This is a genomic window from Bradyrhizobium sp. USDA 336, assembly GCF_044908355.1.
Lineage (GTDB): Bacteria > Pseudomonadota > Alphaproteobacteria > Rhizobiales > Xanthobacteraceae > Bradyrhizobium > Bradyrhizobium yuanmingense.
Window position 1 is genome coordinate 6095122 of the sequence record NZ_JBIYDC010000002.1, and the last position, 17532, is coordinate 6112653.

General features: G+C 65.2%; 11 protein-coding genes and 4 pseudogenes. 11 read left to right on the forward strand and 4 right to left on the reverse strand.

All coding sequences use genetic code 11. The annotated features are described in order from the left end of the window. The first annotated feature begins 97 nt into the window (after positions 1 to 97). The 5 genes and pseudogenes from ABIA45_RS29530 to ABIA45_RS29550 all read left to right on the forward strand — a co-directional run bounded on the left by ABIA45_RS29530 (position 98) and on the right by ABIA45_RS29550 (position 4859). A complete protein-coding gene (locus ABIA45_RS29530; protein WP_404654581.1) occupies positions 98 to 475 on the forward strand; it encodes a zinc ribbon domain-containing protein in 378 nt (125 codons plus the stop codon). Positions 476 to 509: 34 nt separating this feature from the next. Continuing rightward, a complete protein-coding gene (locus ABIA45_RS29535) occupies positions 510 to 1550 on the forward strand; it encodes an aliphatic amidase (RefSeq protein ID WP_404654582.1) in 1041 nt (346 codons plus the stop codon). 731 nt (positions 1551 to 2281) lie between these two features. Continuing rightward, a pseudogene (locus tag ABIA45_RS29540) lies at positions 2282 to 2371 on the forward strand (hypothetical protein); the annotation flags it as partial. Between the two features lie 478 nt (positions 2372 to 2849). Beyond that, positions 2850 to 3233, forward strand: a pseudogene (locus tag ABIA45_RS29545) (hypothetical protein); the annotation flags it as partial. 18 nt (positions 3234 to 3251) lie between these two features. Beyond that, positions 3252 to 4859, forward strand: coding sequence for an autotransporter outer membrane beta-barrel domain-containing protein (locus ABIA45_RS29550; RefSeq protein WP_404655773.1), 1608 nt, complete (start codon positions 3252 to 3254; stop codon positions 4857 to 4859). 101 nt (positions 4860 to 4960) lie between these two features. Here ABIA45_RS29550 and ABIA45_RS29555 read toward each other — a convergent pair whose 3' ends face one another. From ABIA45_RS29555 to ABIA45_RS29570, 4 genes are all read right to left on the reverse strand, one after another. Next, positions 4961 to 5785, reverse strand: a complete 825-nt coding sequence (locus ABIA45_RS29555; RefSeq protein WP_404654583.1) for an MlaD family protein — start codon at positions 5783 to 5785, stop codon at positions 4961 to 4963. A gap of 140 nt (positions 5786 to 5925) precedes the next feature. Next, the gene (locus ABIA45_RS29560) at positions 5926 to 8142 is read right to left on the reverse strand and encodes an acetate--CoA ligase family protein (protein WP_404654584.1); all 2217 of its coding nucleotides are present in this window, start codon (positions 8140 to 8142) and stop codon (positions 5926 to 5928) included. 134 nt (positions 8143 to 8276) lie between these two features. Beyond that, positions 8277 to 8846: a class GN sortase gene (locus tag ABIA45_RS29565; RefSeq protein ID WP_271541788.1), complete on the reverse strand. Its 570-nt coding sequence runs from the start codon at positions 8844 to 8846 to the stop codon at positions 8277 to 8279. 175 nt (positions 8847 to 9021) lie between these two features. Next, positions 9022 to 11286 (reverse strand): marine proteobacterial sortase target protein, encoded by a 2265-nt coding sequence (locus tag ABIA45_RS29570; protein WP_404654585.1) that lies wholly within the window; start codon positions 11284 to 11286, stop codon positions 9022 to 9024. Positions 11287 to 11471: 185 nt separating this feature from the next. Here ABIA45_RS29570 and ABIA45_RS29575 point away from each other — a divergent pair, with 185 nt between their 5' ends. From ABIA45_RS29575 to ABIA45_RS29600, 6 genes and pseudogenes are all read left to right on the forward strand, one after another. Then, positions 11472 to 12242, forward strand: a complete 771-nt coding sequence (locus ABIA45_RS29575; RefSeq protein WP_275501893.1) for a helix-turn-helix transcriptional regulator — start codon at positions 11472 to 11474, stop codon at positions 12240 to 12242. Between the two features lie 130 nt (positions 12243 to 12372). Beyond that, a pseudogene (locus tag ABIA45_RS29580) lies at positions 12373 to 13510 on the forward strand (acyl-CoA dehydrogenase family protein). A gap of 121 nt (positions 13511 to 13631) precedes the next feature. After that, a complete protein-coding gene (locus ABIA45_RS29585; protein WP_271541794.1) occupies positions 13632 to 14795 on the forward strand; it encodes an acyl-CoA dehydrogenase family protein in 1164 nt (387 codons plus the stop codon). After that, the gene (locus tag ABIA45_RS29590; RefSeq protein WP_404545276.1) at positions 14795 to 15451 is read left to right on the forward strand and encodes a glutathione S-transferase family protein; all 657 of its coding nucleotides are present in this window, start codon (positions 14795 to 14797) and stop codon (positions 15449 to 15451) included. Before ABIA45_RS29585 ends, ABIA45_RS29590 begins: the two co-directional genes overlap by 1 nt. Positions 15452 to 15635: 184 nt before the next feature. Continuing rightward, positions 15636 to 16436, forward strand: coding sequence for a helix-turn-helix domain-containing protein (locus ABIA45_RS29595; protein ID WP_404654586.1), 801 nt, complete (start codon positions 15636 to 15638; stop codon positions 16434 to 16436). A 198-nt stretch (positions 16437 to 16634) separates the two neighbouring features. Beyond that, positions 16635 to 17502: pseudogene (locus ABIA45_RS29600) on the forward strand (3-keto-5-aminohexanoate cleavage protein). Positions 17503 to 17532 lie beyond the last annotated feature (30 nt).

Below are 17532 nucleotides of genomic sequence, written 5' to 3' on the forward strand. Positions count from 1 at the left end.
TCTCCCCGTTCTCACGGGGAGAGGGGCGGGGTGAGGGGCTGTCCCGGACGCCCGGAGGCAGCGCGTTGTGTGAACAGGCAAGAGCGTAGGTGATGCGATGCCGGTCTACGAATATCTCTGTGACGACTGCGGTCCCTTCAAGGACCTGCGCCCGATGGCGGAATGCGACGATCCGCAGAGCTGCCCGCACTGCGAGATGATGGCGCCCCGCGTCATCCTGACGGCGCCGAACTTCTTCTGCATGCCGGCGGAGAAGCGCAAGGCCCACGCCGTCAACGAGCGCAGCACGCACGCGCCACAGACGCTGGCGCAATACAAGGCCTCGCACGGCCCGGGCTGCGGCTGCTGCTCCTCGGGCAAGACCGTGAAGGACAAGGGCTCGGCGGACAGGAAGAAGCCGGCGCGGCTGATGACCAAGACCAGGAGCGGCGCCAAGGGCTTTCCGACCGCACGCCCCTGGATGATCAGCCACTAACCCACGCCAGCATCAGACAACAGGAGCGCTCGACATGCTTCACGGTGACATCTCCAGCAGCAACGACACGGTCGGCGTCGCGGTGGTCAATTACAAGATGCCCCGCCTGCACACCAAGGCCGAGGTGCTCGACAACGCCCGCAAGATCGCCGACATGATCGTCGGCATGAAGGTCGGGCTGCCCGGCATGGATCTCGTGATCTTCCCGGAATATTCCACACAAGGCATCATGTACGATGCCAAGGAGATGTACGAGACGGCCTCGATGGTGCCGGGCGAGGAGACCGCGATCTTCGCGGAAGCCTGCCGCAAGGCCAAAGTGTGGGGCGTGTTCTCGCTCACCGGCGAACGCCACGAGGAGCATCCGCACAAGGCGCCCTACAACACCCTGATCCTCATGAACGACAAGGGCGAGATCGTGCAGAAGTATCGCAAGATCATGCCCTGGGTGCCGATCGAAGGCTGGTACCCCGGCAATTGCACCTATGTCTCCGAGGGGCCGAAAGGCCTCAAGGTCAGCCTGATCATCTGCGACGACGGCAATTATCCGGAGATCTGGCGCGACTGCGCCATGAAGGGGGCGGAGTTGATCGTGCGCTGCCAGGGCTACATGTATCCGGCCAAGGAGCAGCAGGTCATGATCTCCAAGGCGATGGCGTGGGCCAACAACGTCTATGTGGCCGTTGCCAACGCCGCCGGCTTCGACGGCGTCTATTCCTATTTCGGGCATTCCGCCATCATCGGCTTCGACGGACGCACGCTCGGCGAATGCGGCGAGGAGGATTACGGCATCCAGTACGCCCAGCTGTCGAAGCATCTGATACGCGACGCGCGCCGCAACGGCCAGTCGCAGAACCATCTCTACAAGCTCGTTCATCGCGGCTACACCGGCATGATCAATTCCGGCGACAGCCCGCGCGGCGTCGCCGCGTGCCCGTATGATTTCTACAAGAACTGGATTAGGGATCCCGAAGGCACGCGCGATATGGTCGAGGCGATGACCCGTGCGACGCCGGGCACTGATGAATGTCCGATCGATGGCATTCCGAATGGGTCGTCTCCGAGCAACTATTGAGCCTTCGCCAGCCCTGCGTGTTGGACGACCAGCCAGATGTGAATAGCCATCCATGACGGCGGTCGTCCTGACGCATTCGTTCATGCGCGGAATGGGAATGGCGCTGCAAAACCGTGGCGCGGCCGCAACATGGGCTGTCGAATCTGGCCGAATCTCGGTCGCATCGGCGGATTCTCGAGCTCCCGTAGTTCTACTGCCCGTCTTCATCGCCTAAGTTCCCGCGGCGCCATTGGGGAGCGCCGCAGGTTGGGGGACGCGTGTTGAGGGCCTGGTTGCGTTCGAGCGGGTGGGGCTGCCTGCTTCGGAGTGCCGCGGCCATGCGCACGGCATCCGGGGCGGGCCTCGTCTTCAGCGCGGTGTCTCTGGCCGGTCCCAGCCAGGCACAGCAGGTCTTCAACGGATCGCAGATCACGCCGAACGGCGCCGTCAACGGCGGAGGCGGCGTTTGGGACAACACCGCGACCAACTGGACGGACGCCTTCGGCGCGGTCAGCACCGCCTATGACCCCGCATCAGCCGGCACACAATTCGGCAGCAGCGGTCCTTCGACACCGGCCACGGGCGGCACGGTGACGGTGACGCCGGTTGGCGTGCAACTCACCAACCTGGTGGGGTTCGACATCACGGGCGACAGTTCGATCTACACCATCCAGGGCGGCGATCTCAGGCTGGCTCCGGGCGGCACCACCTTCATCACCGCGGACGTAACCGGCACCAGCGATCCGTCGGCCATGATCGCTTCGCGCATCGTCGGCAGCGGCGGCATCAACGTTCAGGGCTCGGGCACCCTGGCGCTGCTCGGGGCCAACACCTATGCCGGAGGCACATTCATCTGCAATTGCGGATCCCTGCAGCTCGGTGACGCGACGCATACCGCGAGCATCGTCGGCGCCGTCACCAATGAAGGCCTCTTCAGCGTCGTCAATGCCGACACGTCCGGGGTCACCTCGCTCCTGAACGCCTTCTCCGGGACGACGCTGTTTCGCAACGCCAGCTCCGCCAGCTCGATCGCCATCACCAACAACGGCCAGCTGTATTTCGGCGACCCGAACGGGGGCGGCTCCGACACCGCGACCGCCGGTCGGGCGACCATCGTCAACGACGGCGGCTTGATCGGCTTCTTCGCACGGACCAATGCCGGCACCGCCAGCATCACCAACCAGAACGGCGGCAGCACCGCATTCGTCGAACAGGCCTCGGCAGGCTCGGCGGCGATCGTGAACAAGGATTTCAGCGGGACCGTGTTCGGCACGCTGGCCGGCTCCGATACGGCGACCGCCGGCCATGCAACCATCATCAATGAAGCCGACGGTCTCACCAATTTCGGCGCGTTCACGACGGCCGGCCGATGCGACGATCATCACAAAGGCAGGCGGCAAAACCGAGTTCTTCGACAATTCCACCGGCGGAAACGCCCGCTTCATCACCACCGGAACGGGCATCGTCGATTTCGGCGTCAGCGTCGGTCCGAACGGCGACGGCCGCATCACCGCGGGTTCGATCGAAGGCAGCGGTTTCTATTACATCGGCGGCGCCAATACCCTCGTCGTTGGCAGCAACAACCTCTCGACCGACGTCAGCGGCGTCATCGGCGATTACGATCCCTGCGGTTGCGGCCCGATCGGGCCGGGTTCGCTGGAAAAGGTCGGCAGCGGCACGCTGATCCTCTCGGGCACGAACACCTACACCGGCACCACTACGGTGAATGGCGGCATCCTGCGGGTCGATGGCGATATCTCCCAATCCAGCCTGACCACCGTCAATTCGGGCGGCGCGCTGTTCGGCGCCGGCATCGTCGGCAATACCGCGATCGCCAGCGGCGGCATCTATGCGCCGGGTGACGGGGGACCGGGCTCGAGCATGCAGGTTCAGGGCGATCTCGCCTTCCAGCCCGGCTCGGTTTACGTCGTGCAGGTCGGCAGCGGATCGAGCGCGAGCCATGCGCTCGTCAGCGGCAATGTGGCGCTGAACGGCACGGTCGGTGTCGCGCTGTATGCGGGCGCCGCCGTGATGAAGCACTACTCGATCATGCAGTTCCTCGGCACTTCCAGCGGCAATTTTTCCGGCGTTGCCGCGCCGGGCGGCCTCATCGGGACGACGAGTGTCGGATCGAACGAGGTCTTTCTCGATTTTGCGCTCGACTACGGCGCGAAGTACGCGCTCAACGTCAATCAGAAGAACGTCGCGACGACGCTTCAGGACTTCTTCAATGCCAACGGTTTCCTGCAAGCCGAATTCGCAGGCCTCGGGCCCAGCGGCCTGGCGCAGGCCTCCGGCGAGCCGGCGACCGGGGCGCAGCAGACCACCTTCAACGCGATGAACCTGTTTCTCGGCCTGCTGACGGATGTCTTCGACTCGGGACGCAGCGGCACGTCCGGTGCGACGCCGTTTGCCCCCGATGCTCAAGCGCGCGGCAAGAACGCGCGCGACGCGTTCGCCGCGATCAAGGCTCCGGCGGCGACCTTCGAGCAGCGCTGGGACGTGTGGGCGGCCGGCTATGGCGGCTCGCAGACCACCGACGGCAACGCCGGCCTCGGCTCGAACAACACCACCAGCAGCGTCTATGGCACCGCCGTGGGCCTCGACTACCGCTTATCGCCGTCGACGATTGCGGGCTTCTCCCTCGCAGGCGGCGGGACCGGATTCAACGTCAGCGGGCTCGGTTGGGGGCGCTCCGATCTGTTCCAGGCCGGCGCCTTCGTGCGTCATGCGGCCGGACCTGCCTATGTCACGGCGGCGCTCGCTTATGGCTGGCAGGACGTTACGACCAATCGCGTCGTGACGGCCGCGGGCTATGACCAGTTGCGGGCGCAGTTCAACGCCAACGCGGTCTCGGGCCGCATCGAGGGCGGCTATCGCTACGCCATGCAATGGGCCGGCGTCACGCCCTACGCCGCACTACAGGCCACCTTGTTTGGCCTTCCCTCCTACGCAGAGTCGGCCGTGGTCGGCAGCAACGTCTTCGCGCTCAGCTATGGTGCCAAGGACGTGACCAGCACCCGCTCCGAGCTCGGCCTGCGCGCGGACCGGTCCTTTGCCGCGGCCGGTGGCCTGATGACCCTGCGCGGCCGGCTCGCCTGGGCGCATGATTACAATCCGGACCGCACGGCCGCAGCCGTGTTCCAGACGCTGCCGGGTTCGGCCTTCGTCGTGAGCGGCGCCGCCCTGGCGCGCGATTCGGCGCTGACCACGGCATCGATGCAGATGAACTGGATGAACGGCTGGTCCGCATCGGCGACCTTCGAGGGCGAGTTCTCGAACGTCACGCGCTCCTATGCCGGCAAGGGTCTGGTGCGCTACGCGTGGTAGGCTAGAGAATGATCCGGAAAAGTGTGTAGCGGCTTTCCGAAAAGATCATGCTCAAACATAAGCTAAAGCGCGATGACGATTCATCCTAATCGCATCGCCCTTTAGCGTTGCTTCTGCTCCGTGGGCCGGCGCGGGGGCCGCGGCGGCGCCGGCGTGCCGCTCATTTTGTTGGCGGCCTCGCTGACGTCGAGCAGCGAGCGGCGAATGTCTTCGAGGTAGGACGCCGACTTCTTCTTCATGGTGCCGGCAAGCTCGTGCAGTCCCTGGATCTTCTCGAACAGCTCGTCGGCCTTGCCATCGACGAAGCCCGGCACCGCGCCCTCGATCTTGGCGACCGCCTTGTCGAAGCCCGCAAAGGCGCTATCGACCTTGGCCATGACCGAATCGATCTCGGCGCCCTTGCTCCTGAGGTCGGCGGTATAGGTCTCGAACGTGTGCAGGCCCTCCTTGATCCCTGGGGCGTTGTTCACGATGGTGCGGTCGACGCTGTGCAAGGTTTCGACGATGGTTTCGGCGTCGCTGAGATCGGCGGTCAGCACGGGAATCCCATCCGCGTCCAGCGGCACCGGCGGTGCAGAGGGGGCGCCGCCGATCAGCGAGATCGCGGCAATGCCGGTGAGGCCCTGGAACTCGATTCCGGCCACGGTGTCCTTGCGGATCGGCGCGGTGTTGTCGAGCATGACGAGCGCCACGATCCTGCGCGGACTCTCCAGCTTGATCGACTGGATCTGGCCGGCGGGCACCCCGTCGAAATTGACCGGCCCGCCGCGGCGCAGCCCGCTGGCGGAGCCGCCCTCGAACACCACGCGCAACTGGCTGCGGCTCTGGATGGTGCGCCATTTCTGCGCGCCGAGCAGGCCCCCGAACGCCACGGCGATCGCCGCCAGCGTTGCCGTTCCGATCACAAGATTGCTCGCGCGTGCCATGCAGGCTGAGTTTAGGGCCAAAGCGGGGAAGTTGGAAGGAGCCCGCGATGCTACGTAGGGCGGGTTAGCGAAGCGTAACCCGCCGCTTTCGCTCCGCAGCCATGTAATTTGGTGGATTACGCTAATCGACCCTACACTTCTCAATGTCCTGCCGCCCGCCTTGCGGCTGCATTGTTCAGCACAATCAGGGCATCGACGGCCACGCCAGTCCTGGTGTTGATCAGGAACGGGTTGATGTCGATCGAGGCGATACGATCGCCCGCATCCGCAATCAGGTTGGATAGCCCGACCAGGGCCTTCACCGCCGAGGCCTCGTGCAAGGCCGGCCTGCCGCGATAGCCGCGCATCTTGATGCCGGCCTTGGTGCGGCCGATCAGGAGCTGTGCCTCGGCCTCGTCCAGCGGCGCGCCGGCGAGCGCGACGTCCTTCATCAGTTCGATGTCGATGCCGCCGGTGCCGAACAGCACGACGGGCCCCATCTCCGCATCGAGCGAGGCGCCGACCACCAGCTCGAGCTCGGTCTTGACTTGCTGTGCGATCAGGATGCCGTCGAGCTTCGGCTTGCCCTTGAGCTTCGCCACCCGCGCGGTGATGTCGGCGAACGCCTTCTTCACCTCGGCGGCGCTGTTGAGGTTCAGCACCACGCCGCCGATGTCGGACTTGTGCAGGATCTCCGCACTGACGAGCTTTGCCACGACCGGAAAGCCGATCTGCTTGGCAATCTTGACGGCGTCTGCCGCGGTCTGTGCGATCGCCTCCTTCGAGATCGGGATGCCGTAGGCCTTGAGCAGCTTCTTCGAGGCGACCTCGTCGAGCGCGGCGCCGGTCGCCGATGTCAACGTCTTCTCCAGCACGGCGCGCGCGGCGGGTTTCGAGCTCGAGACGATATCGGGCACCTCCTTGCGCAGCTTCGCATAGGCGAGCAGCGACTTGATTGCGGTCACCGCGCGGTCCATGCCCTGCATCACCGCGAGATGCGGCAGCGACTTCCGCAAATCCTTGGTGTACTCGGTGAAGCCGATCGACATCGCGCTGATGTAGATCACCGGCTTGCCCGCCTTGCTCGCCATCTCGTTGACGATACGCAAATTGCGCTCGCGCAGCTCGTGCGGCGCCTTCGGCAGTTCGGCATCGACGATGACGATGTCGATATCGGGGTCGTCGATCATCAGCTTGATCGATTTCATGTAGACGGAGGGATCGACCACCGCGGCAAAGCCGGCATCGAGCGGATTGCCGACGATCGAGCCGGGGCCGAGCATCTTCGCCAGCTCCGCGCTGACATGCGGGCTCAGCGGCGCGAAGTTCAGGCCTGCAGCGTAGAAGGCGTCGATCAGCATGCCGCGCTTGCCACCGGAGAGCGTCACCGCGGCGAGCCGGTCGCCTTTCGGAACGGCCGCGTGCACGAAGCACTCGGTGGTCTCGATCAGCTCGTCGAGGCCGCCGACCCGGATCACACCTTCGCGCGTCGCGATAGCGTCGAACGTCTCGATCGAGCCGGCGAGCGCGCCGGTATGCGCCATCGCCGCGGCGCGGCCGCCTTCGGAGGCGCCGAGCTTGAGCGCGATCACCGGCTTGCTCGCCGCGCGCGCCGCCTTGCAGGCATCGCGGAACGCCTTGGTGTTGCGCACCCCTTCGAGATAGACGACGATCACCTTGATGCTCGGATCCTCGGCGAAATAGCGCATCAGGTCCGGCGTTTCGAGCCCGGCCTCGTTGCCCGTGGTCACCATGTAGCCGACACCGACGCCCCGGTCTTCCAGCGTCTGGCGGATCGCCATGACGATGGCACCGGATTGGCCGGCGATCGCCACCGCGCCCTGTTCCATAGTGACGATGCGATCGTCGATATTGGTGAAGAGCTTTTCGCCGGCGCTCAAATTGCCGAGGCAGTTCGGGCCGGTGACGGCGAGCCCCGTCTCGCGCACGGCCGCCTGCAGTTCGGCAGCGAGCTTCTGGCTTTCGTCATCCTGCAGCTCGCTGAAGCCGGAGGTGACGATGGTGGCCGAACGCGCGCCGGCTGCGGCGGCATCGCGGATCACCTGCACGGCAAAGCGCGCAGGCACCAGCACCAGGACGTGATCGGGCTTCTCCGGAAGGCTCGCAAAATCCTTGTAGCAGGGAACGCCCCAGATGGTGTCCCGCTTGGCGTTGACCGGATAGAGCCCGCCTTCGAAACCGTACTTGATCAGATTGTTCCAGATGCGCTCGGCATAGTTGCCGGGCTTGTCGGTCGCGCCCACCAGCACGACGTTATGCGGGTGCAGCATGGCATGGATGCCCTTGACGATGTCGCTGGCATCGGGTGGCGGAAACCATGGACGGGACGCGGACGCAGCAGACACATGGGCTTCCATGGCGTGACCTCACCTGTTGTTCTTATTGGTGTCGCGTCACTCTGTTCTATGGCGAGTCCTTTGGCAACTGTGTGGCTGGTATGCCGTGTGGTGGAATGAAGCGCGCACCGGTGCGTGTCAGTCCGATCGGCGATCTATCCGTCGGCGCCAATCAATGTCGCATGCAAGATGTAGCGCTCGGGTCCGGATGTGACTGCATCGAATGGCCAGCAGGTCGCGAGAACAAGCTCGAAACCCTGTGCCATGGGATCGATGCCGGATGCATCGAAGCGAACCACGGCCGAGGAATCCGCGCGATAGCGAAAGTGTCGACCGTCACTGCGCGTGACATCGATGACGTCGCCAATGGCAACATCCTTCAGGAAGCGGAAATGAGTGTCGCGATGGGCGGCATAGACGGCAATCCCGCGTTCGCCCGCATCAGCCGTGTGCTGGATATGGCCGGGCCCGAAAGCGAGCGCCTGCCCGCTCGCGCCTTCCAGCACGATGGCGCTGGCACCGATCCGCTTCACCTCGATCCGCGCGACCGGCCAGGTGTCGGCCCATGACCAGGGCTTTACCGCGACGCCCGTCGCCACACTCGTGTCGAAAGCGCGCTCCAGCAGCACCTGCGCCAGCCACGCCTTGGCGTGGATATAGGCGCCGTCGCCGAACAGGACGAGGCCGATCAGCGCCAGGATCAGCGGAGAGATGACGCGGGGCATTTTATCCACACTCGTCATTGCGAGCGAAGCGAAGCAATCCAGAGAGTCTTTCAGCAGAGGCAGCCTGGATTGCTTCGCTGCGCTCGCAATGACGGTGAGAAAAAAGGCGCGCGCGGCCGTTTGGAAGGGACGGGCAGCCGCGCGCGCTAACAGAGGAGTTCGGGGGGCTCCTCTCTCAAGCGGCGTCGGTGAGCAAGGTCCGACGCCGGTTGAACACGAACAGGATCAGGGCAAGCACGATCAGGATGAAGCCTGCGATCATCTTCAGCTCGGCCGAGGTCGCGGTTTTGGGCAGGCGGATCGCGTCGGGCGCAGCAGGCATCGGCCGTCGCGTCGCCGGCTGATTGCGCGCATCGGCATGGCGCTCGTGCAGCTGCGTTGGCGTCAGATGCGGCCGCTCGCCGAATACCTTCTCGAAGTCCCAGCCCGCGGGCAGGTTAATCGGCAGCTCGCTGAGCTTGAGCGGTTCGCCTTCGGGACGGCTTGGCGTCTTGTCGACCGCGACGAGGCTGGTCAGCCGCGTGACGATCTGATGGTCGAGCGCCAGCGCCAGGATCGCCTTGTCAGCTTCCTCCGGCGTCATCTCGCGCAGGGTGCGCGCGACCTCCGCATCGGCGACATTCCGCCTGGCCCAGAGCTTCGACAAGCCCTTGCCTTCGGCTGCGTTCTGCAGCGGCAGCGTCACCGACCACGGACGGTCGCCGACGCGGCCCTTGATATCGAGCGAGCCTGCGAGCTTGTCGAGCCTCGCCGCCAGCACCAGGGGCTCGTCGCGATAGACGTCGGGAATGATCGCCGGGGTGATGTCGGCCTGCGCTTCGGAGAACGTTGCGGTGAGGCCGGTCACGGCCGGATTCTCCAGCCTGGCGAACAGGCCGCGCATGCGCTCCTCCACCTGCTCGGTGGAGCCGATATGGGTGAAGGCGCCGCGGCCGAGCTCGGCGGCGCGGGTCATCAGATAGGTGTTGGGCGCGGACCCGATGCCGACCATGAAGACGCGCGAACGGCCGCGCATCGTCGTGATCGCATCGAACAATTGCTGCTCGTTGCCGATCGCGCCGTCGGTCAGGAACACGACCTGGCGGACCATGCCGGTGTCGCCGAGCCTGTCGGTCAGCGCCGCGCGCATCGCCGGCACCATCTCGGTGCCGCCGCGCGCCTGCAAGGCGCCGACGAAGAAGGTCGCCTCGCCGATATGCGTTGCATCGGCCGGTACGGAGGCCGGAAACAGCATGTCCATGGTGTCGTCGAAACGGATCACGTTGAAGCGGTCATTCGGCTGCAGGCGGCCGAGAGCGTAGAGCAGGCTTGCCTTGGCCTGCACGATGGACGTGCCGCCCATCGAGCCGGAATTGTCGATCACGAACACGACCTCGCGCGGCAGCAGCTTCTGCGCCGCCTGCTCGGCGCTCGGCGGGGTGACGAAGGCGAGCAGGTAATCGGCATCGCCAATGTGCTCGCGGAACAGGCCGACCGACGGTGCGTTCTCGGCAACCGGCTTCCAGGTCAGCTCGAAATCACGGTCGGCGGAAACGGCTCCATCGGCGAGCGTCACCACGCGCGTCATGTTATCAGGACTTTCCGTCTTGACGTTGTGATGGTGGCTCGTGACCTCGCCGAGCGCAAAGCCGGCCTGCAGGCGCACCGTGATGCTGGTCGGATTGACCGGCGCATGTTTGGCGGGATCCAGCACAGGGGGTGAGATGCGCTCGCGATCAGGCACCGGGTCCGACGTCGCCGCGCCCCAGCCCGAGCCATCCTTGCGGAATTCGACGCTCTGGATGATTGGTGCGGGATTGTAGCGCGGCCCGACCACGAGCGGCAGGCGCAACGAATATTCGTTGCCGACTTGACGCACCGGCTCCTGGTACTCGATCTGCACCAGCACGGTTTCGCCGGGACCGATATTGGCAACCGAGTTGGTGAAGATGTTCGGCCGCTCCTGCTCGGTGAGCGCGGCCTTCTGGCCGGCGCGGCGCGCCTCCTCGTAGATCACGCGCGCCTGCTGGCGTTCCTTGATGTCGCCGATGATGACGCGATCGCCGACCACCATCTTCAGCGTGTCGACGGCGCCGCCGGCTGCGAGCGGATAGACGTAGGTGGCCTCGACCCAATCCTTGGTCGGGTTGCGGAATGCTTGCGTGACGCGGGCGCGCAAGGTCGCGCCCGACACGGTGATGTCGATATCGGTCCCGAGGCGGATCGCCTCTGTCGTGGCGCCGTCCTCCTTCAGCAGCAGGCTGCCCGACCGTGCTTCGCCGGGCTGGAGCAGGCTGGCCTGTTCGGTCGTTGCCGACCAGCTCGCCCCGAAACTCACCAGCAGGGCCAGGAAGGCGACCAGCATCACGGCGATGCCTTGCGCCAGAAGGAACAGTCCGACCTTGATGAGGCGGCTCAACAGCGGGTGGTCGTCGCTATCGGCCGTGTCGTAGGCGTTCATTTGGCTTGCTCCGAAGCAGGTTTGCTGGTCCTCAGCATCCGCCCGCGGGGCGGCGTTTCGCGAGCAGAATGATCGGCAATGTTCCGCCGCGGCCGGCCCAGGCTCGCTTGAGCCGGGGCGGTCATGTGCGGTTTTGTGCTGGTTTGTCCGCCCTGCTAGAGTGACGGCCTGGAGCGGGGCTGACGATGCAGACGCAGGACAAACTCACCGACAAGCAGCTTTCCGACGAGCAGAGCCGCGAGATCGCCGAGACCATTCGCGAGGAGCTCGCCCGGCGCCGGATGTCGCGGCAGGCGCTGGCCGAGCAGGCCAAGCTCAGCCTGTCGACGCTGGAGAAGGTGCTCGGTGGTCGGCGGCCGTTCACGCTGGCGACGACGGTCCGGCTGGAGCAGGCGCTCGGCGTCTCCTTGCGCAAAAGTGTCGTCGTGGCGACGCCGCCGGCCGCAAACGACGTCGCGCCCGACAGCCTCGGCTCCTATGCCCACCGCGCGGTGACCTGGCTCGAGGACGTCTACATCACCCTGCGGCCGTCGTTCGGCGACAAGGACGCGATCTTCGCCTATCGCACCGAGATCGCCTGGGAGCCGAAGATCTCGTCGCTGGTCTTTCGCGAGGGCGAGCGGACCGATGCCGCCTACGAGCATACCGGCGAGGTCGCCGTCCCCCATCAGTCCGGCTTCATCTACCTCGTCATCATCAAGCACGGCCAGCACCGCGTGATCACGGTGTCGCGGCCGACGGTATCAGGCGAGATGTACGGCATCATCTCGACGCTGCGCGCCGGACCCGGCTCGCAGCTCACGCCGATCGCGGCGCCGATCGCCTATGTGCCGCTCAGGAATATCCCAAAACCTTCCTTGGGCCGGGTCGCGCCCGAGGATCCCAACCATGTCCTGTACCGACAGCACTTGCGCCGCACGGTGGAAGAGCCGTTTGCGCTGTTTCTGACGTTGTGACAGCAATCCGCTGGGGGGTGCGTTGCTGGCTTGCTCGAAGCGTCCGCGCCGATCAGCCACTCCGCGCAAGTGAGCGGCCGAGGTTCGAGCCATGGTGGCCGAGACGAATCCGGTCGAGGCAAGTCTCGCGATGAAGAGCCCGTTCTATACCGCCGAGCATGACGCGTTCCGCGACGTGATGCGGCGCTTCGTCGAGAAGGAGATCGCGCCGTTCGCCCATGACTGGGACGAAGCCGGCGAATTCCCGCGCGAGCTCTATCGCAAGGCGGCTGGAATCGGCCTGCTGGGACTTGGATTCCCGGAGGAATATGGCGGCATCGCCGCCGACCAGTTCATGAAGATCGTCGCGAGCCAGGAGCTTGCGCGTGCCGGCGCGGGCGGCGTCAGCGCCAGTCTGATGAGCCACACTATCGGCTCTCCCCCGATCGCGCGGGCCGCACGGGCCGAGGTGAAGGCACGCGTGCTGCCACAGGTGCTGGCCGGCGAGAAGATCTCCGCACTGGCGATCACCGAGCCGGGCGGCGGCTCGGATGTCGCGAACCTGCGCACCCGCGCGCGGCGCGACGGCGATCATTACGTCGTGAGCGGGGGAGAAGACCTTCATCACGTCAGGGATGCGTGCCGATTACCTGACGGTTGCGGTGCGGACCGGCGGCGAGGGCGCCGGCGGCGTCAGCCTGCTCCTGATCGACGGCGATACGCCCGGACTGTCGCGCACCAAGCTGAAGAAGATGGGCTGGTGGGCCTCCGACACCGCGACGCTGCATTTCGACGCATGCCGCGTGCCAGCCGAGAACCTGATCGGCGAGGAGGGCCAGGGCTTCAAGATCATCATGCAGAACTTCAACAGCGAGCGCATGGGCATGGCCGCGAGCTGCACCGCTTTTGCCCGCGTCTGCCTCGACGAGGCGATCGCCTACGCCAGGGAGCGCCAGACCTTCGGCAAGCCGCTCGCACAGCACCAGGTCATCCGCCACAAGATCGTCGACATGGCGCAGAAGGTCGCGGCATCGCAAGCCATGCTGGAGATGCTGGCCTGGAGGCTCGAGCAGGGCGAGAGCCCGGTCGCCGAAATCTGCATGATGAAGAACCAGGCGACGCAGACCATGGCGTTCTGCGCCTCGGAAGCGGTGCAGATCTTCGGCGGCGCCGGCTTCATGCGCGGCATCAAGGCCGAGCGCATCTACCGCGAGGTCAAGGTCAACGCCATCGGCGGCGGCACCGAGGAGATCATGAAGGATCTGGCGTCGCGGCAGATGGGGTTGTGAGCCCGGTCATTCCGGGGCGTGCGCAACGCGCACGAACCCGGAATCCATCGGGCCGCACGTACCGTAGAAGAATGGATTCCGGGCTCGCGCTACGCGCGCCCCGGAATGACGAGAGGACAGAATGCTATTCACCGCCGACCACGACGACATCCGCCGCTCCCTGCAAAAATTCATCGCGGGCGAGATCAATCCGCACGTCGATGAGTGGGAGAAGGCCGACATCTTCCCCGCGCACGAGCTATTCAAGAAAATGGGCAGCCTCGGCTTCCTCGGCCTGAACAAGCCGGTGGAGTTCGGCGGCTCGGGCCTCGACTATTCCTACGCGTTGATGATGGCGGAGGAGCTGGGCGCCATCACCTGCGGCGGCGTGCCGATGGCGATCGGGGTGCAGACCGACATGGCAACGCCCGCGCTGGCGCGGTTCGGCTCCGACGAGGTGCGGCGCGAATTCCTCACCCCCTCGATCTCCGGTGACTACGTCGCCTGCATCGGCGTCTCCGAGCCCGGCGCAGGCTCGGACGTCGCCTCGATCAAGACCCAGGCGCGTTCCGACGGCGACGATTACGTCATCAATGGCGGCAAGATGTGGATCACAAACGGCACTCAGGCCGATTGGATCTGCCTGCTCGCCAACACCGGCGACGGCCCCGTTCACCGCAACAAGTCGCTGATCTGCGTTCCCATGAAGAGCAAGGGCGTCACCGTCGCGCGAAAGCTCGACAAGATGGGCATGCGCTCCTCCGACACCGCGCAGATCTTCTTCGACAATGTCCGTGTGCCCAAGCGCAACCGGATCGGTGAGGAGGGCCAGGGTTTTACCTACCAGATGATCCAGTTCCAGGAGGAGCGCTTGTGGGGCGCGGCCGCCTGTCTGAAGGCGCACGAATACATCATCGACCAGACCATCGAATACACCCGCAACCGCAAAGCCTTCGGCAAGTCCATCCTCGACAACCAGGTCGTGCACTTCAAGCTCGCGGAGATGCAGACGGAGGTCGAGCTCCTGCGCGCGCTGATCTATCGCGCCGGCGAGCAGCTGGTCGCCGGCGAGGATGTGACGCGGCTCGCGACCATGGCCAAGCTGAAGGCCGGCCGGCTCGGCCGCGAGCTCACCGACGCCTGCTTGCAATATTGGGGCGGAATGGGCTTTACCAACGAGACACCGGTCAGCCGCGCCTATCGCGACAGCCGCCTGACCTCGATCGGCGGCGGCGCCGACGAGGTCATGCTGATGGTCCTGTGCAAGATGATGGGCACGCTGCCCGGCAGCAAAGGAAACGCCTGATGATCACGCTCTATCATTGCGACGCCGCGCGCTCGTTCCGTCCGCTCTGGATGCTGGAGGAGATGGGGCTGCCCTATGAATTGAAGATGCTGCCGTTCCCGCCGCGCGTCTTCGCCAAGGATTATCTCGCGCTCAATCCGCTCGGCACCATCCCCTTCATGATCGACGGCGAGACCAGGATGACGGAGTCCTCCGGCATCTGCCACTACCTCGGCATCACATACGGCCCGACGCCCTTGATGGTCGGCCCTGAAGATCCCGCCTACGGCATGTTCCTGAACTGGATGTACTTCAGCGACGCCACGTTAACCTTCCCGCAAACGCTGGTGCTGAGATACACCCAGCTTGAGCCGGAGGAGCGCCGCAACCCGCAGGTCGCCACCGATTACGCGAAATGGTTTCTGGGGAGACTGCGCGCGGTCGAGGCAGCGACCGCGAATGCCGAAACATTGTGCGCTGGCCGCTTCACCGCCGCTGACATTGTCATCGGCTACGCGCTTCGGCTCGCGAGCAATATCGGGCTTGCCAAGGATTTCGGGCCAAACGTCGCAGCCTATTGGGCGCGCCTGCAGCAGCGCGAGGGTTTCAAGCGCGCGGTTGCTGCGGAGCAAAAGGCCGGGCAAGAGCAGAATGTCGCGCCGAGGGTGAGGGCGTAAGGAGGGCTGTCATTCCGGGGCGCGGAAGCGCGATCCCGGAACCTCGAGATTCCCGGTTCGCGCTATTGCGCGTCCACGACGCGCCATGTCTTTTGACAGCGCTATCCTACCGTGACAGCGCCGAAATTTCCGCTAAGGTGACCACCGTCCGCAGCGGCCAGAGAGCCGCGCGAGGAGGAACCCAATGGAATATAACGGTCGCGAATCCGACCACCTGATGCTGATCACGCCGGAGCGGGTGTTTTATGCAGGCCTGCTCGGCCGTCCGCGCAAACGGACACCCGGCTGCTGCCATGTCTATGTCGCGGTGAAAGGCAATCTGCACCTGACGATCGACGACGTTCTCACCACCGGCGAGTTGTTCGTCACCCTGCCGAACCAGCGGCACTCCATCGCCAGCGACTACCGCACCGTGATCAGCGTGACGCTGGAGCCGGAAAGCATGCCGGATGGCGTGATCGAAGCCTTGGCCGCGCGCCTCACCGGACCCGACCAGGCCGCCTATGTCCGCAAGATCCTCGCCGCCTACGCACTTTTGCGTCAGCGCCGCTATGGCGACATCACCACGGCCGAGTTCGACGAGATGTGCTTCGGCGAGGCGCTGCCGCGCCGCGTGCTGGATCCGCGCGTGATGCGTGCGGTGGCCCGCATCGAGCGCTTCTCCGGCGAGCCTGTCACGGCGGATACCTGCGCCGCCGAAGCCGGCCTTTCGGCCTCGCGCTTCCTGCACCTGTTCAAGGAGGAGACCGGCATCTCGTTCCGCTCCTTCCGCGCCTGGAAGCGCGCGCGGCACCTGCTGCACTTCGCCAACCAGGACCTCAACCTCGCCCATCTGGCGCAGGACATCGGCTATCCCGATTCCACGCATTTCAGCCACTCGATCCGCCGCTTCTACGGCTTGAAGCCGCGGGCGATCTTCGTCGGCTCGCGCGATCTTGCGATCTATCGCAGCACCGAGACCGTGCGGATGGCGGAGGCGAGCTAGGCACGCTCTCGTAGGGTGGGCAAAGCGTAGCGTGCCCACCATCTTTGCCAAACACTGACAGTGGTGGGCACGGCGCAAGGGCGCCTTTGCCCACCCTACGAAAGCTCGTCTTTTCCCAGCTTCTCCGCGCAAGAAGCCGCTTGTCGCGCGTCACATGATCGCAACCGTTGAATTCTCAACGTGCGAGACATTGAACGCATGAGCGACAAGGCCGTCATCACCTGCGCGCTGAACGGCGTGCTCACCGACCCCAAGCAGCACAACGTGCCCGTGACGCCGGAGCAGATGGCGCGCGAGGCCAGGGCTGCGTTCGAGGCCGGCGCGTCCATCATGCACATCCATCTGCGCCAGCAGGCGCCGGGCAAGGGACATCTGCCGTCCTGGGAGGTCGCGGTCAGCAAGGAGATCCAGCAAGCGATCCGCGAAGCCTGCCCGGGCGTGATCATCAACCACACCTCCCGGCGTGTCGGGGCCGAACTATTCCGGCGCGCTCGACTGCATCCGCGAGACTAGGCCCGAGATCGCCGCCTGCAACGCCGGCTCGCTGAACTACCTGAAGGTGAAGGCTGACAACAGCTGGGCCTGGCCGCCGATGATGTTCGACAATTCGGTCGAGAAGGTGAAGGACTATCTCGACGTCATGAACGCGGTCGGCACCATCCCCGAGTTCGAATGCTTCGACGTCGGCATCGTCCGCTGCGTCGGCATGTACCACCAGGTCGGCATGTACAAGGGCCCGCTCGAATACAATTTCGTCATGGGCGTCGCCTCCGGCATGCCCGCAGATCCCGAACTGCTGCCGATCCTGATCAAGCTGAAGCGGCCCGAAGCGCATTTCCAGGTCACCGCCATCGGCCGCGAGGAGATCTGGCCGCTGCACCAGCGCTGCGCCGAGCTCGGCGGCCATCTCCGCACCGGGCTCGAGGACACCTTCTATCTCGCCGACGGCAAGAAGGTGACGTCGAACGGCCAGCTGATCGAGGCCATCGCCGCCTGCGCCAGGCGCGCCGGGCGCGAGATCGCGAGCCCCGCCGAGGCGCGGAAGATCTTTGGGACGAACAGGTAAGGTATCGCCTCACCCGTCATTGCGAGCGAA

What these genes read in the sequence shown, in the direction of transcription:
- ABIA45_RS29530 (WP_404654581.1), top strand. Translation starts at nt 98, where the DNA reads ATGCCGGTCTACGAATATCTCTGTGACGACTGCGGTCCCTTCAAGGAC.
- ABIA45_RS29535 (WP_404654582.1), top strand. Translation starts at nt 510, where the DNA reads ATGCTTCACGGTGACATCTCCAGCAGCAACGACACGGTCGGCGTCGCG.
- ABIA45_RS29555 (WP_404654583.1), bottom strand. Translation starts at nt 5,785, where the DNA reads ATGGCACGCGCGAGCAATCTTGTGATCGGAACGGCAACGCTGGCGGCG.
- ABIA45_RS29560 (WP_404654584.1), bottom strand. Translation starts at nt 8,142, where the DNA reads ATGGAAGCCCATGTGTCTGCTGCGTCCGCGTCCCGTCCATGGTTTCCG.
- ABIA45_RS29565 (WP_271541788.1), bottom strand. Translation starts at nt 8,846, where the DNA reads ATGCCCCGCGTCATCTCTCCGCTGATCCTGGCGCTGATCGGCCTCGTC.
- ABIA45_RS29570 (WP_404654585.1), bottom strand. Translation starts at nt 11,286, where the DNA reads ATGAACGCCTACGACACGGCCGATAGCGACGACCACCCGCTGTTGAGC.
- ABIA45_RS29575 (WP_275501893.1), top strand. Translation starts at nt 11,472, where the DNA reads ATGCAGACGCAGGACAAACTCACCGACAAGCAGCTTTCCGACGAGCAG.
- ABIA45_RS29585 (WP_271541794.1), top strand. Translation starts at nt 13,632, where the DNA reads ATGCTATTCACCGCCGACCACGACGACATCCGCCGCTCCCTGCAAAAA.
- ABIA45_RS29590 (WP_404545276.1), top strand. Translation starts at nt 14,795, where the DNA reads ATGATCACGCTCTATCATTGCGACGCCGCGCGCTCGTTCCGTCCGCTC.
- ABIA45_RS29595 (WP_404654586.1), top strand. Translation starts at nt 15,636, where the DNA reads ATGGAATATAACGGTCGCGAATCCGACCACCTGATGCTGATCACGCCG.